This is a genomic window from Vibrio sp. 03_296 (assembly GCF_002265885.1).
In genome coordinates, this window is the sequence record NZ_NPKW01000074.1 from 1 (window position 1) to 13,235 (window position 13,235).

Annotated in this window: 10 protein-coding genes and 1 pseudogene; 6 read left to right on the top strand and 5 right to left on the bottom strand. The window is 46.4% G+C overall.

Annotation, left to right across the window (positions count from 1 at the left end; translation table 11 throughout):
* A pseudogene (locus CIK04_RS35515) lies at positions 1–239 on the top strand (hypothetical protein); the annotation flags it as partial.
* 203 nt (positions 240–442) lie between these two features.
* Positions 443–1,273: a penicillin-insensitive murein endopeptidase gene (gene mepA / locus CIK04_RS09920; protein ID WP_097353535.1), complete on the top strand. Its 831-nt coding sequence runs from the start codon at positions 443–445 to the stop codon at positions 1,271–1,273.
* 34 nt (positions 1,274–1,307) lie between these two features.
* Here the strand turns inward: mepA and CIK04_RS09925 are convergent, their stop codons facing one another.
* From CIK04_RS09925 to rdgC, 3 genes are all read right to left on the bottom strand, one after another.
* Entirely contained in the window at positions 1,308–1,562 is a 255-nt protein-coding gene (locus tag CIK04_RS09925; RefSeq protein ID WP_011078569.1) for a YfhL family 4Fe-4S dicluster ferredoxin, read from the bottom strand.
* A gap of 3 nt (positions 1,563–1,565) precedes the next feature.
* Positions 1,566–2,966 (bottom strand): tRNA 5-hydroxyuridine modification protein YegQ, encoded by a 1,401-nt coding sequence (gene yegQ / locus CIK04_RS09930; RefSeq protein WP_097353534.1) that lies wholly within the window; start codon positions 2,964–2,966, stop codon positions 1,566–1,568.
* A 142-nt stretch (positions 2,967–3,108) separates the two neighbouring features.
* Positions 3,109–4,023: a recombination-associated protein RdgC gene (gene rdgC / locus CIK04_RS09935; protein ID WP_017789376.1), complete on the bottom strand. Its 915-nt coding sequence runs from the start codon at positions 4,021–4,023 to the stop codon at positions 3,109–3,111.
* A gap of 218 nt (positions 4,024–4,241) precedes the next feature.
* On the opposite strand from rdgC, the gene phoB reads away from it, so the two are divergent.
* From phoB to CIK04_RS09950, 3 genes are read left to right on the top strand one after another with little or no spacing between them, the layout of a single operon-like run.
* Positions 4,242–4,931 (top strand): phosphate regulon transcriptional regulator PhoB, encoded by a 690-nt coding sequence (phoB, locus tag CIK04_RS09940; protein ID WP_039469905.1) that lies wholly within the window; start codon positions 4,242–4,244, stop codon positions 4,929–4,931.
* Positions 4,932–4,951: 20 nt separating this feature from the next.
* Positions 4,952–6,250 carry a phosphate regulon sensor histidine kinase PhoR gene (gene phoR / locus CIK04_RS09945; protein WP_097353533.1) on the top strand — a complete coding sequence of 433 codons (1,299 nt, stop codon included), beginning with the start codon at positions 4,952–4,954 and terminating at the stop codon, positions 6,248–6,250.
* Complete coding sequence (locus CIK04_RS09950; protein ID WP_072601034.1) at positions 6,247–7,200, top strand: PstS family phosphate ABC transporter substrate-binding protein; 954 nt, start codon at positions 6,247–6,249, stop codon at positions 7,198–7,200. Before phoR ends, CIK04_RS09950 begins: the two co-directional genes overlap by 4 nt.
* Before the next feature lie 43 nt (positions 7,201–7,243).
* Here the strand turns inward: CIK04_RS09950 and ppx are convergent, their stop codons facing one another.
* Both ppx and ppk1 read right to left on the bottom strand, forming a co-directional pair.
* Positions 7,244–8,743, bottom strand: a complete 1,500-nt coding sequence (gene ppx, locus CIK04_RS09955; RefSeq protein WP_038939311.1) for an exopolyphosphatase — start codon at positions 8,741–8,743, stop codon at positions 7,244–7,246.
* Positions 8,727–10,829 carry a polyphosphate kinase 1 gene (gene ppk1, locus CIK04_RS09960; RefSeq protein WP_097353532.1) on the bottom strand — a complete coding sequence of 701 codons (2,103 nt, stop codon included), beginning with the start codon at positions 10,827–10,829 and terminating at the stop codon, positions 8,727–8,729. Before ppk1 ends, ppx begins: the two co-directional genes overlap by 17 nt.
* Positions 10,830–11,026: 197 nt before the next feature.
* Here ppk1 and CIK04_RS09965 point away from each other — a divergent pair, with 197 nt between their 5' ends.
* Positions 11,027–13,219, top strand: coding sequence for an ABC transporter permease subunit (locus CIK04_RS09965; RefSeq protein WP_176463312.1), 2,193 nt, complete (start codon positions 11,027–11,029; stop codon positions 13,217–13,219).
* Positions 13,220–13,235 lie beyond the last annotated feature (16 nt).

The following is a 13,235-nucleotide window of genomic DNA, read 5'->3' on the forward strand; positions in this document are numbered from 1 at the left end:
AACGCAGATACAGCATAGCGACATGGTTACAACGACAAGGTGTAACAGAGCGAAATGCGTGGAAGCTGGCGATGTCAGATAAAGGGTGGTGGCACTTAGCCCTCTCGCCCCAGGTGAATCACGCAATGCCAATCAAATGGTTCGAGGAGAGGGGACTGTACTCATTGAGAGATGGGTATGAGTCACTAAAGATATATTCGGAACCGCCGTATGCGACCCACGCTTGTACGGTGGTGTGAGAGGATGGAGGCCGTGAGGCCTCCTCCTACTCGATTCTTTTCCATTCCTATACCGATAATCGTTGCCTAATCATCCAATCCTTTAGACGATGGATGTCACTGTTACTTGTATTTCACGCTTTTGTTCGCTTCAATTGAGAACATGACTTCCCAGCAGCAATATGCTGTAGAAGCCTCTCTTCACAATAAGCAAGGATCAATGGATGTTCACTAAAATACTGGCATCATTGTGCGCGATGTATTCAATACCTATTTGGGCATTGCAAATGACAGCGTGGGAGCTGGTGACGACACCAACACGTGAACGCGCTCAATCGATAGGATCGTACGCAAATGGCTGTTTAGATGGTGGTATCGCTTTGCCACTAGAGGGGGCGGGGTATCAAGTTGTGCGTGCAGAGCGTAATCGCTACTTTGCGCATCCAGAAACAGTCACTTTTATACAAGAGTTAGGCTATTACGCGGATACACGTTTGGCTTCTACTCTAATGATTGCGGATGTCAGCTTACCACGAGGCGGCCGTTTTTCTTTTGGTCATGCGAGTCATCAAACCGGACTCGATATTGATGTGTGGCTTAAGCTAAACACTTCTCCTTTGAATAAATATGAGCTTGAACAGGCCAAGACAGCGAGTGTCGTCAATTTCGATACCATGACAATTCGTGCCGATGAATGGCGTGAGGAGCAATTCGAGTTGATCCGAGCCGCAGCCGAAAATGGTAGGGTAGCGAGAATTTTTGTCCACGCCGTTATCAAGCAACGTTTATGTCAAATGGAAACATCCAGTCATAGGTCGTGGCTGAGAAAGGTAAGGCCTTGGTGGGGGCATTCTTCACACATGCATGTGAGACTCTCTTGCCCACAAGGAAGCGATGACTGTGTTGAGCAACCTTTGCCGCCGGAGGGGGATGGGTGTGGTGAAGAAGTGTTGAGTTGGATAGAGCGTCCAACACCACCGGCGAAAAAAGCGCAGGAGCCAGCGCCTATTTCTGAGGAATGTGTGACAGTACTAAAGCAGAAACGTGAGAAATAAATAAAGCGCTCATTGGCGCTTTATTTGATATCGATTAGGCTAAGCCTTGGATGATGACAAACTTTTCAAGCAGTTGCTCTTCCGTTTCGATGTGGTTTGGATCCGTAATTATGCATTTTGTAATAGGACAAACCGACTGACAGGTCGGCTTGTCGTAATGCCCTTTACACTCGGTGCAGAGGTTCGGGTCAATTTCAAAGATCTTATCGCCCATTGAAATTGCCCCATTTGGGCATTCAGGATCACACATGTCACAGTTGATGCACTTATCCGTGATAAGCAATGCCATAGCTTAGTTACCTGTTGGGTTACGGGTATCCTGACCTTCGTTTAGGTTACGCATAAGTAACGCGTAGCTCAGATCCATATCCTGTGGAACTGGAATAAAGACGAAGTGACCGTTGCCTTTGGCATCGTCAATTGACTCAGACTTACGGTTTTCCATTTGTTCAAGAGTGAAAACAACGTTACCTTTTGGCGTCATTAACTCTAGGCTATCACCCAGAACAAATTTGTTTTTCACTTCTACTTCCGCCAAGTCACCGCGACGTTTGCCAGTAAACTCACCAACAAACTGTTGAGCATCGGAAACGGAGTAACCATAGTCATAATTTTGGTATGCGTCATGCGTGTGGCGACGTAGGAAGCCCTCTGTGTATCCACGGTGAGCAAGGCTTTCTAGAGTGCCCATTAGCGTTTCGTCAAATGGTTTGCCCGCTACCGCATCATCAATGGCTTTGCGATAAACTTGCGCTGTACGCGCGCAATAGTAGAAGGATTTAGTACGGCCTTCAATTTTCAGAGAATGAACCCCCATTTGGGTTAAGCGCTCGACGTGTTGAACTGCACGGAGATCTTTTGAGTTCATGATGTAGGTGCCGTGTTCATCTTCAAATGCTGCCATTTTTTCGTCAGGGCGATGGCTTTCTGATAGAAGAACAACATCATCGATGGGTTTGCCACGGCCAATAGTGGTTTCTGGGCGCTCTTCTTGTACTTCAATCGCTTGCGCTGCATTTGGATCAAATTGTTCTACAATTTGGCCAGCATCGTCTTCTTTGCCTTGCTCAACTTTGTATTCCCAACGACAAGCATTAGTACAAGTGCCTTGGTTAGGGTCGCGTTTGTTGATGTAGCCAGACAGTAAGCAACGGCCTGAATAAGCCATACACAATGCGCCATGGACGAACACTTCGAGTTCTGTTTCTGGACACTGTTGACGAATCTCTTCGATCTCTTCGAGTGATAGCTCACGAGAAACAATGACACGCTCTACACCATATGAAGCCCAAAACTTGACTGTTGCCCAGTTCACCGCGTTGGCTTGAACCGAAAGGTGAATCGCCATATCAGGGAAGGCTTCACGCACCATCATGATCAAGCCTGGGTCAGACATAATCAGCGCATCTGGGCCCATATCCACAACCGGCTTCAAATCTCGGATAAACGTTTTTAGCTTAGAGTTGTGTGGTTGAATGTTACATACCACATAGAACTTCTTACCTAAGGCATGCGCTTCGTCGATACCAATTTTTAGGTTCTCGTGATTGAACTCATTGTTACGAACACGAAGGCTGTAGCGAGGTTGCCCTGCATAAACCGCGTCAGCGCCATAAGCAAATGCGTAACGCATATTCTTTAGGCTGCCCGCAGGCGACAATAGCTCAGGAACAAAGGATGTATTTGATGTCATTGCTTGAATTCTCTTTTTATCTGATCACAGGTCAGTACGATTCCACCATATGGAATCGGGGCGCAAATTTTACGCCAAATTGTGATCATTGACTAGGTAAAAGAGAGAAAAACGCCTTCTGCGGCGAAGGCGTTGAAAAGGCTTACGCGTTAGGGTGAGGTAAACCACCCAGTGCTTGAAAAAGATTAGGCAAAAATGCAGACAGCTCGCCACACATGAGAGAAAAGTCTGCATCAAAGCGTGCTGCTTGATCTTCTCGCGGAATATCGTCGTTCTGATCGCGTAATTCATCAGAAAACTTCAAACGTTTGATGCTCGCGTCATCGGCCAGAACAAACTCCAATCGCTCTTGCCAATTGAGAGCTAGTTTTGTCACCACTTTATCTGCAGCGATATGACTGAGAATTTCGTCGCTGGTGAGCTCTTGCTTCTTACAGCGAATAATGCCGCCATCTTCCAGAACAGATTTAAGTTCGGCTTCATCGAGTAAATGGAAACCTTGTGGTGTTTGGCCTGTTTTTACCCATTCAGTCAACGTGGTCTCAACCGCTTTTTCTGGAATCGCAGGTACAACAGGTAGGCTACCCATAGTTTTGCGCAGCAGTGCGAGCACGTCTTCCGCTTTTTTGTAGCTGCTGGCATCGACCAAAATAAACCCTTCTTTTGGCAAGATGAGCACATAGGTGTGATTACTGCGGCTGAAAGCTCGTGGTAGAAGATCGATAATGATGTCTTCTTTAAGTGTTTCTTTCTCTTTTTTCTTCAGCGGGCGGCCTTCTTGGGCTTCCATCGCTTCCACTTTGGCATTCAGTGATTCTTTGATCACCGAAGCGGGCAGCATTTTTTCTTCTTTTTTAGCACAGATAAGAATGCGGTCTTCTGACACGTGGGTCATCATATCACCGTGTCGTCCCATCGCGCTTACCCAGCCAAATTTTTGCTTATCCTGGCTGCCACAAGGCGTATAACGGAACTCTGCCAATTGTTTTTCAAGTTGATCTGCGTTGAATTCAATCTCGCGATTCACGCGATAGACCATACAGTTTTTAAACCACATAGCGCTTCTCTAAGATAAATACAGGGGCAACATGATAGGCAATTTTTTCTAGCTTGTCCTAATCGAGTTGGAAAAAAACAAGATGAATCAACAAAGACAGTTATATGAAAATTTGTTTGCAAAGGTCACAAAAGTGTCATAATTGAACGTGATAATGCTTTCAGTTGCAAAGGGCTAGGGCCTATAAATTATTCAAACTTACATAAGGTTATTCAATTATGTCTAGAAGGATTCTGGTAGTAGAGGACGAAGCGCCAATTCGCGAAATGCTGTGTTTCGTGCTTGAACAGAAAGGTTACCAGGCGGTTGAAGCTGAAGATTATGATACGGCAGTAAACAAACTTGCTGAACCCTTCCCAGATTTAGTATTACTGGACTGGATGCTGCCAGGTGGCAGTGGCATCAATTTTATTAAGCACATGAAGCGTGAAGAGCTGACTCGTAACATCCCTGTGGTGATGTTGACGGCTCGTGGTGAAGAAGAAGACAAAGTTCGTGGCCTTGAAGTCGGTGCGGACGATTACATTACCAAGCCTTTTTCGCCAAAAGAGTTAGTGGCTCGTCTTAAGGCGGTGATTCGCCGTGTCACGCCAACCGCACTAGAAGATGTGATCGATGTTCAAGGGCTTAAACTCGATCCTGTTTCTCACCGTGTGACAGCCAATGACTCGCCTGTTGATATGGGGCCAACAGAGTTCAAGATGTTGCATTTCTTTATGACCCATCAAGAACGCGTGTACAGTCGTGAGCAACTGTTGAACAATGTGTGGGGAACCAATGTTTATGTGGAAGATCGCACGGTTGATGTTCACATTCGTCGCCTGCGTAAAGCGCTAGAAGATGCAGGGCATGATAAACTGATTCAAACAGTGCGAGGCGCGGGCTATCGTTTCTCTACGAAAGCGTAAATACCATGTCGGAGTCGTGAGTGGTTGAAAGATTAACTTGGAAAAAGCTGGCATGGGAGCTGGCTTTTTTTTACACCCCCTGGGTGATAGTGGGGTGGATATTCGGATATATGCCGTGGCTGCTTTTGGTGGCGACGGCTTTGCAGCTTGGTTGGCATTTAAACAATCAGGTACGTTTGTCTGCATGGCTCTGGGATGAAAAGCGTTTAACGCCGCCGTCGGGCAGTGGCAATTGGGAATCTCTGTTTAATGGCCTTTATCGCTTGCAGCAAAGACAGCGACGCAAGCGCAAAGAACTGACGAATTTGATCCGTCGTTTCCGCAATGGGGCAGAATCGTTGCCTGATGCGGTTGTGGTGTTTCGTGCGGAGGGCAACATTGTTTGGTGCAATAAACTGGCGCAACATCTATTAGGTTTCCATTGGCCTGAAGATTCTGGTCAGCCTATTTCTAATCTTCTTCGTACTCCTGACTTTATTAAATATCTCTCTGGCAATGATTTTTCTGAACCGTTGGAAATGTGTTCGCCACTGAACGTTGAACGTACGCTGGAACTGCGTATTGTTCCTTATACTGAAGGCGAGCACTTGATGGTGGTGCGTGATGTGACGCAGTTGAAACAGCTAGAAGGCATGCGTCGAAACTTTTTTGCTAATGTTTCCCATGAGTTACGTACGCCAATGACGGTGCTTCAGGGTTATCTCGAAATGACCGAAGACCCGGACATGTTGGTTGGCCCCATGTGGGCTAAAGCCCATCGTGTGATGACGGAACAACTGAATCGAATGAACAGTTTAGTGAATCAGTTGTTAACCTTGTCCAAGATCGAAGCGTCGCCAATCCATGAGTTGGATGAAGTGGTTGATGTGCCTGCCATGCTGGAAGTGTTAGAGAAAGAAGCGGTAAGTTTGAGTGGTGAGAATCAGCACGCCATCTCTTTCCAAGTGGATAAGGCGCTCAAAGTCTATGCCGATGAAGATCAACTGCGCAGTGCTATTTCGAACCTAGTATACAATGCCGTAAAGTACACACCAGCTGGTGCAAAAGTACAGGTTCGCTGGTATCGCAATAGCAAGGGTGCTTGCCTAGAAGTGGAAGACAGTGGTGATGGTATTGAACCGCAACATATCCATCGTCTGACAGAGCGTTTTTATCGTGTTGACAAAGCACGCTCTCGCGACACCGGGGGCAGTGGTTTAGGTCTGGCGATTGTAAAACATGCTTTGACTCATCACGACACACATTTGGATATCCAAAGTAAAGTTGGCAGTGGCAGTAAGTTTTCATTCGTTTTACCGGCAAAGTTGGTGGCGAAATGAAACGATGGTGGTTGAGTTTAGTTTTGATGGGTGGAATGAGTGCGAGTGCTCAGGCATTGGATAAACCGTTGCAACCTTATCAAAAGCTTCCCGGTGTTTCTGGGAATTTGTTATCTGTCGGCTCGGATACGCTCGCGGGGATGACCACGCTATGGGTGGAAGAGTTTAAGGCGCTTTATCCGAACATTAATGCTCAGGTGCAAGCCTCCGGCTCTTCAACGGCACCTCCCGCGCTGACGGAACAAACGGCGCAGTTTGGTCCGATGAGCCGTCCGATGCGTTTAAGAGAAGTGGAAGCGTTTGAGCGAACTCATGGTTATAAACCCACTGCGTTGCGAGTTGCGATTGATGCCATCGGTATTTTTGTTCATCAAGATAATCCGGTTAAAGGTCTCAACTTTCTGCAGTTGGACGCTATTTTCTCTGCAACTTTACGCTGTGGTGCAGAGGATTTTGTCAGCACGTGGGTGCAACTGGGTATTAATGCGGAGTGGGCAAAGCGCAACTTTCAGCTCTTTGGGCGCAATTCGGTATCAGGAACCTACGGTTACTTCAAAAAGCACGCCCTGTGTGGCGGCGATTTTAAAAGCCAAGTGAATGAGCAGCCTGGGTCGGCTTCGGTAGTGCAATCGGTGGCCTCCACGCTCAGTGGCATAGGCTACTCTGGTGTGGGTTATCGTGTGGCGGGTGTGCGCCTACTTCCTATTGCGAAGCGAGGTAATGATTTTGTTTATCCGAGTCGAGAAAATATTCTAACTGGCGATTACCCTCTATCTCGCTACTTGTACGTTTACGTGAACAAACACCCCAATAAACCGTTGAGTCCCATTGAAGCGGAGTTTATTAAGTTTATCTATTCTGCTCAGGGACAAGCGTTAGTGGAAAAAGATGGCTATGTTTCTATCACCCGTGATTTTGCCCAAGCAGAGTTAGCAAAAGTTGGCCTATAAAAAACAAGGCTTACACAGCCTTGTTTTCAGTCCTTGCGGAGGATTATTTTAGCTCAAGCTTCCAATTCACTTGTGACCAACGTTCTTGCTCACTTTGTAAATCGGCAGAAAGCAATTTGTTGTTCTCCAACCAATCTTTGTCTTTACCGCTGAGTAACCAATGATCATCGTTCACTTCCAAAGTAAAGTCTGGCAATGGGTCATCGTTGCGTTGACCATTGATGAGAATGGCGAGGCGCAAAAGGCGAATAAGATTGATCACTTGTTCTCTACTGTAGAGGTGGAAATCGGGCAGTTCGGTGAGCTTAAGGGATTTGCGCTGATAGCGAGTGAGCGAGGCCAGCAGAAGTTGTTGTTCACTGTTAAAACCTGGCATATTCGTGTGTTGTAAGATATAGGCTGAATGGCGATGAAAACCACGTAAGCTAATGCTCAGTCCGACCTCATGAAGCAAGGCGGCCCATTCCAATAAGTGGGCCAATTCACTCTCACGTATTATTCCTAACTTTTTATGCGCTTGCTCAAGCAGTTCACCGGCTAAACCTTTAACACGCGCAGCATGTTCTAAATCCACCAAGTGCTTTTTGGCTAAGTTCTCGGTTGTTCTCATTCTCAGATCTGAACGAGCAAAGCCACTTTCCATTTCATAGAGTAAGCCTTCACGCAGAGCGCCATCAGAATAGTGCATTTCTGACAATTTTAGTGTTTGGAAAACCGCCATGAGGATTGCCACCCCAGCAGCAAAAACGGGTTTTCGCTCGTCAGTGAGCCCGGCCAGTTGAATGTCATCGATAGTATCAAAGCTACACAACATGTCGATCAAAGTGCCGAGCCGATTTTGGGTAATAATGCCATCTTCAAACCCGAGGCCTACGAGTACTTCGTGAATCGCCTTAATGGAGCCTGATGAACCATAGGCTATCTCCCAACCTTTTTTGCGATACTGGCTAGCGATGGATTCCAGCTTTTGCTCACCCGCAGTGATCGCTTTGTTGATGTTCTTTTTGGTAATTTTTCCGTTGGAAAAGTAACGACTGGTGAAACTGACGCACCCCATTTGCTTACTGTTGAGTAGCTCTGGTTCAAAATCGCGACCGATGATCAGTTCGGTACTGCCACCGCCAATATCAACCACCAGTTTAGAGGAGACTTCTAATTGTGTATGTGCCACGCCGAGATAGATTAAACGCGCTTCCTCTTCTCCCGGAATTATTTCGATGGGGAAGGGTAGGACTTGCTTGGCGCGTTGTAAGAATAGATGAGCATTATGCGCTTGTCGTAAGGTATGCGTGGCCGCAATGCGAACATTATCTGGTTCAAAACCTTGCAGTCGTTCGGCAAACATGGCTAAGCACTCAAGCCCTCGCTCCATCGCTGAGTGGCTCAGATTCATTTCGTTATCCAAGCCATCAGCAAGGTAAACGCGCTGTTTATGGCGACTGATTAATTGCAGATCTTCATCGACGACTTTGGCTACTACCATATGGAAACTGTTGGAGCCTAGGTCGATAGCGGCAATATCTCGACTATGGGTTGTTGTCATTCTGTTCTACTTGCCCTTTTTGCTTACGCGTGTGTTTTTCAACATTTTTAAGATAGTCGTAAATGGCTATCTGAGAACGTATTTTTTTCCGATTGCCGCGTTCAACATAGTTATTGCTCATCTCTTTGTCGATTCGGCGCGCCTTCACTGTATCAGTAAACTGGATGTTGAGAATATCGATAATGCGTTGTTTGATGCGTGGATCACGTACAGGAGACATCACCTCAATACGGTTATCGATGTTGCGTTCCATCCAGTCAGCAGAGGAAATATACACTAACGGTTCACCATCATTATGGACAACCAAGACTCGGGGGTGTTCTAAGAAACGATCGATAATACTGATGATTTCGATGTTGTCACTGAGTCCTTCTAACCCAGGTACCAACGAGCACATGCCGCGAATGATCATGCGAATTGTCACCCCGGCACTGCTTGCCTCATAAAGTCTACTGATCAGCCCTTTATCGACAAGATTGTTCACTTTGAGTGTGATAGCGGCTTTTTTCCCCGCTTGTGCATTGGCAATTTCGTTATCAACTAGACGATATAGTTGTGAGCGAGAGTTTCGTGGCGATACAATCAAGTGACGAAATCTAACGGGCTGGAAGGGGTTCATGATGTAACTAAACACCCCTCTTACCTCAGCAGCGAGCTCTTGATCAGCCGTGAGGAGGGAAAAATCGGTATAAACACGGGCTGTTCGCTCGTGGAAGTTCCCTGTGCCAATATGCGCGTAGCGCATGAAGCCCTCTTCTTCACGGCGGGTGATAAGGAGTAACTTGGCGTGAATTTTTGTGCCGGGCACACCAAAAATGACGTGCACTCCTGCATCGGTTAGGCGTTTAGACCATTCAATATTTGCCTCTTCGTCAAAACGAGCCTGTAACTCAACAACCACGGTGACACGCTTGCCGTTATGCACTGCATCGATCAGTGAGTTCATTAATCGCGAATTTTTGGCAACACGATAAACGTTGATCTTGATGCTGACGACTTTGGGGTCAAACGACGCCTGACGTACCAGTTCCGTGATGTGCTCAAAGCTGTGGTAAGGATAGTGCAGCAGTATGTCTTGATTGCGAATGGCATCAAAAGCGTTGGCGTAGCCTTCAAAATCTGCGCAGGTCAATGGTGGCAGCGGTTTGTTCTCCAAGTAGTCGCGTCCAACATTTGGGAAGGCGATAAAGTCCTTAAAGTTGTGATATCGGCCACCGGGAATCAAGCTGTCGTAGTGAGAGATTTTGAGTTTGTAGCAGAGATATTTGAGCATGTCCTCGGGCATATCTCGCTCGTAAACAAAGCGCACTGGTAAGGCGGTTAGGCGTTGACTGAGGCCTTCAGACATCTGCTCTAGCAAGCTGTACTCAACTTCATGACGTAAGTCGTATTCGGCGTCTCGGGTCATTTTCATTGCATAGCCGTTGAGCTCCTCGTAGTCAAAAAAACCACCGAAAATGTCGTTTAAACAGAAGCGAATAATGTTGTCGAGTAGAATAATGGTTTTCTTCCGCTTGCCTTTTTGTTCCGGAACCATAATGAAGCGAGGAAGGTGATCGGTGGGGATTTCCAGCAAGGCGTATTTCGATTGTTCTTGCTTCTTCAGTTCAACAGCAATATAGGCATATTCATCTTTGAGAAACTGCAATACGTCGATTTCGTCAGTCAACATGAGGGGCGTGATGTGAGGAAGAACTTCTTTTCGGAAGTACTTCACGATCCACTTTTGCTGAGCTTCATCGAGTTGGCTTTCGTTGACAAGAAAAATATGCCGTCTTGCCATATCTCGGATCAGTTCATTGTAGAGTTCATCAAATCGTTCGTTGAGTTTCAAAGCTTTACTTTGCATTTTTGACAGTAAGTGCTTTGAGATGTCATTGCCACCTTGTTCTCGATTAATCAAGATTCGGCGTTTCACATCCGAAAATCGCACTTTGTAAAACTCATCCAAGTTATTGGAGAAGATACCAAGAAAGCGAATGCGCTCAATGAGCGGCACGGTTTTGTCGGCGGCTTCTTGTAATACCCGTTCATTGAATGATAGCCAGCTAAGCTCTTTTTCTATATAGAATTTATCCGCACTCATAAATTGGCCTGACGTTGATCATGTAATTAAAAATGGACTCAATAAGGAGGCACAGTATGTGTTTTTTGTTACAGATTTATTTCATACCATGACTATCATAATAGTTGTATTATTTTCATATGGTTAATGTGATCTGTAATATAATTGTCATCTTAACGAAATATTATGTCAGCACGTCAAAAAGGGTAGAAAATTCGATGGCCAGAGCCGAGTTCACATTGCAGACCAGAGACAAGTCGAGATTGTTAAAAGATCGCTTGGTTCGTATGGCTGTAACCAGTGGCGGTGTTGGGGTTTTGGCTGCGTTAGTATTGATTTTTGTCTATTTAGCGATGGTGGTGATCCCACTCTTTTCGGACGCTAAACTCGAACCCAACAAACTCAGTATGCCTATTGCGACGAAGCCGCCCGTCGCGATTGCTGTTGATGATTATGGCCTTAGAGCATTAACTATTACCGAAGGTGGTCGTCTAACGTTTTGGCAGCTAGATAGTGGTGAAGCCGTATTCGAAGCACAAATCAGTGAGAATCCGACCGCTTTTGCCAAGAGTGTTTCTGCTTTAGACAGCTATGGCTTTGTTTCCCAGCAAGGGCTAGTGACGTTGTTTAAACCTCGTTTTAACAGCTCGCTGGCTAAGAGTGTGCAGCGACCTGAGGTTGAGATTTATTCCCCTAGCTTTGATTTTCGTCTTGCGGTGCAAGGCAGTGATATCGCACGGTTTGCGTTCAGTAACTTAGAACCTTCTCCAACGCTAACTTGGCTAACAAACGATGGACGAGTTCATGTTCGCTGGCAGCAAAGTGTGCAAGGTGAGTGGGTGCAACGCGATTTCCAGTTTGCAACCACCTTTGATGTGGCATCGCAACTTCTTATAACGCCAGATGGAGAGACTCTCTATGTGCGTTCTGGTTCTGAGTTGGTGGTGGCGAAGAAGCGTGATGATCAATTTGTTGTGCGAGAGATTGTTGATCTCACCTTGGGTGACCAGAAGCACTCAGTACGTCAAATAGACCTGCTTGCAGGAGCCTACTCTTTATTGGTCACTCACAATGATGGCCGAGTGTCGCAATGGTTTGATACCCGTCAGCAAAATCAGCGCAAATTGACGCACATTCGTGATTTTAAGTTAGCTTCAGAAGTGCAATTCCTCTTGCCGGATACGCATCGTAAAGGTTTCTACAGTTTTTATACCAACGGAACGTTACAGAGCCACTATACCACCAGTGAAAAATTGGCTCTGTTTTTACGCGCTTATCAACAAGCCCCGCAGATGGCGGCCATGTCGAATAACGAACAATACCTTTTAGCGTATTTTCCTGAACGATTAACACTGGCGACGGTGGATAACCCATACCCTGAAATTTCGCTGTCATCGCTTTGGCAAAAAGTGTGGTATGAAGGTTATCCAGAGCCTGAGTTTGTTTGGCAGTCAACATCCGCCAGCGATGATTTTGAGCCGAAGTTTAGCCTTATTCCTATTGCATTTGGCACAATTAAGGCCGCTTTGTTTGCCATGCTTTTCTCGGTTCCGATTGCCGTACTTGGGGCTATTTATACTGGTTATTTTATGGCGCCGAAAATGCGTCGTATCGTTAAACCTTCCATTGAACTGATGGAAGCGATGCCAACGGTGATTATCGGTTTTCTTGCCGGCTTGTGGTTTGCTCCGATTGTTGAACAGCACTTGATCAGCGTGGTGTTACTGATGGTTGTGCTACCTCTGAGCACTGTCTTCATTGGTGGACTCTGGACTCTGTTGCCCTCGACAATACGACATCGTATCCCTAATGGTTGGCATGCTCTGATCTTAATCCCGAGTATGGTACTGGTCGTCGCGCTTGGAATGCAGTTTGCTCCTGAATTGGAAGCGCTATTTTTTGCTAGTGATATTCGATTATTTTTATCGCAGCATGGGATTGGTTTTGACCAGCGTAATGCAATGGTGGTGGGATTGGCGATGGGCTTTGCTGTGATTCCGACTATTTTTACCATAGCGGAGGATGCAATTTTCTCCGTGCCTAAGCATCTCTCTGATGGCTCGTTGGCGCTGGGTGCGACGGCGTGGCAAACACTCACACACGTGGTGATTCTCACCGCGAGCCCGGGGATTTTTTCTGCCATTATGATGGGGCTTGGGCGTGCTGTTGGGGAAACCATGATCGTCTTAATGGCGACTGGAAACACGCCGCTAATGGATTGGAATATTTTGGAAGGGATGCGCACCTTATCAGCGACCATTGCGGTTGAGCTGCCGGAATCAGAAGTGGGCAGCTCGCACTTCCGCTTATTGTTTTTAGCCGCCCTATTACTGTTTGTGTTCACCTTCGCCGTCAACTCGCTGGCCGAGTGGGTGCGCCAAAGATTAAGAGATAAATATCGTGCGCTGTGATCATAGTCGAATGTTA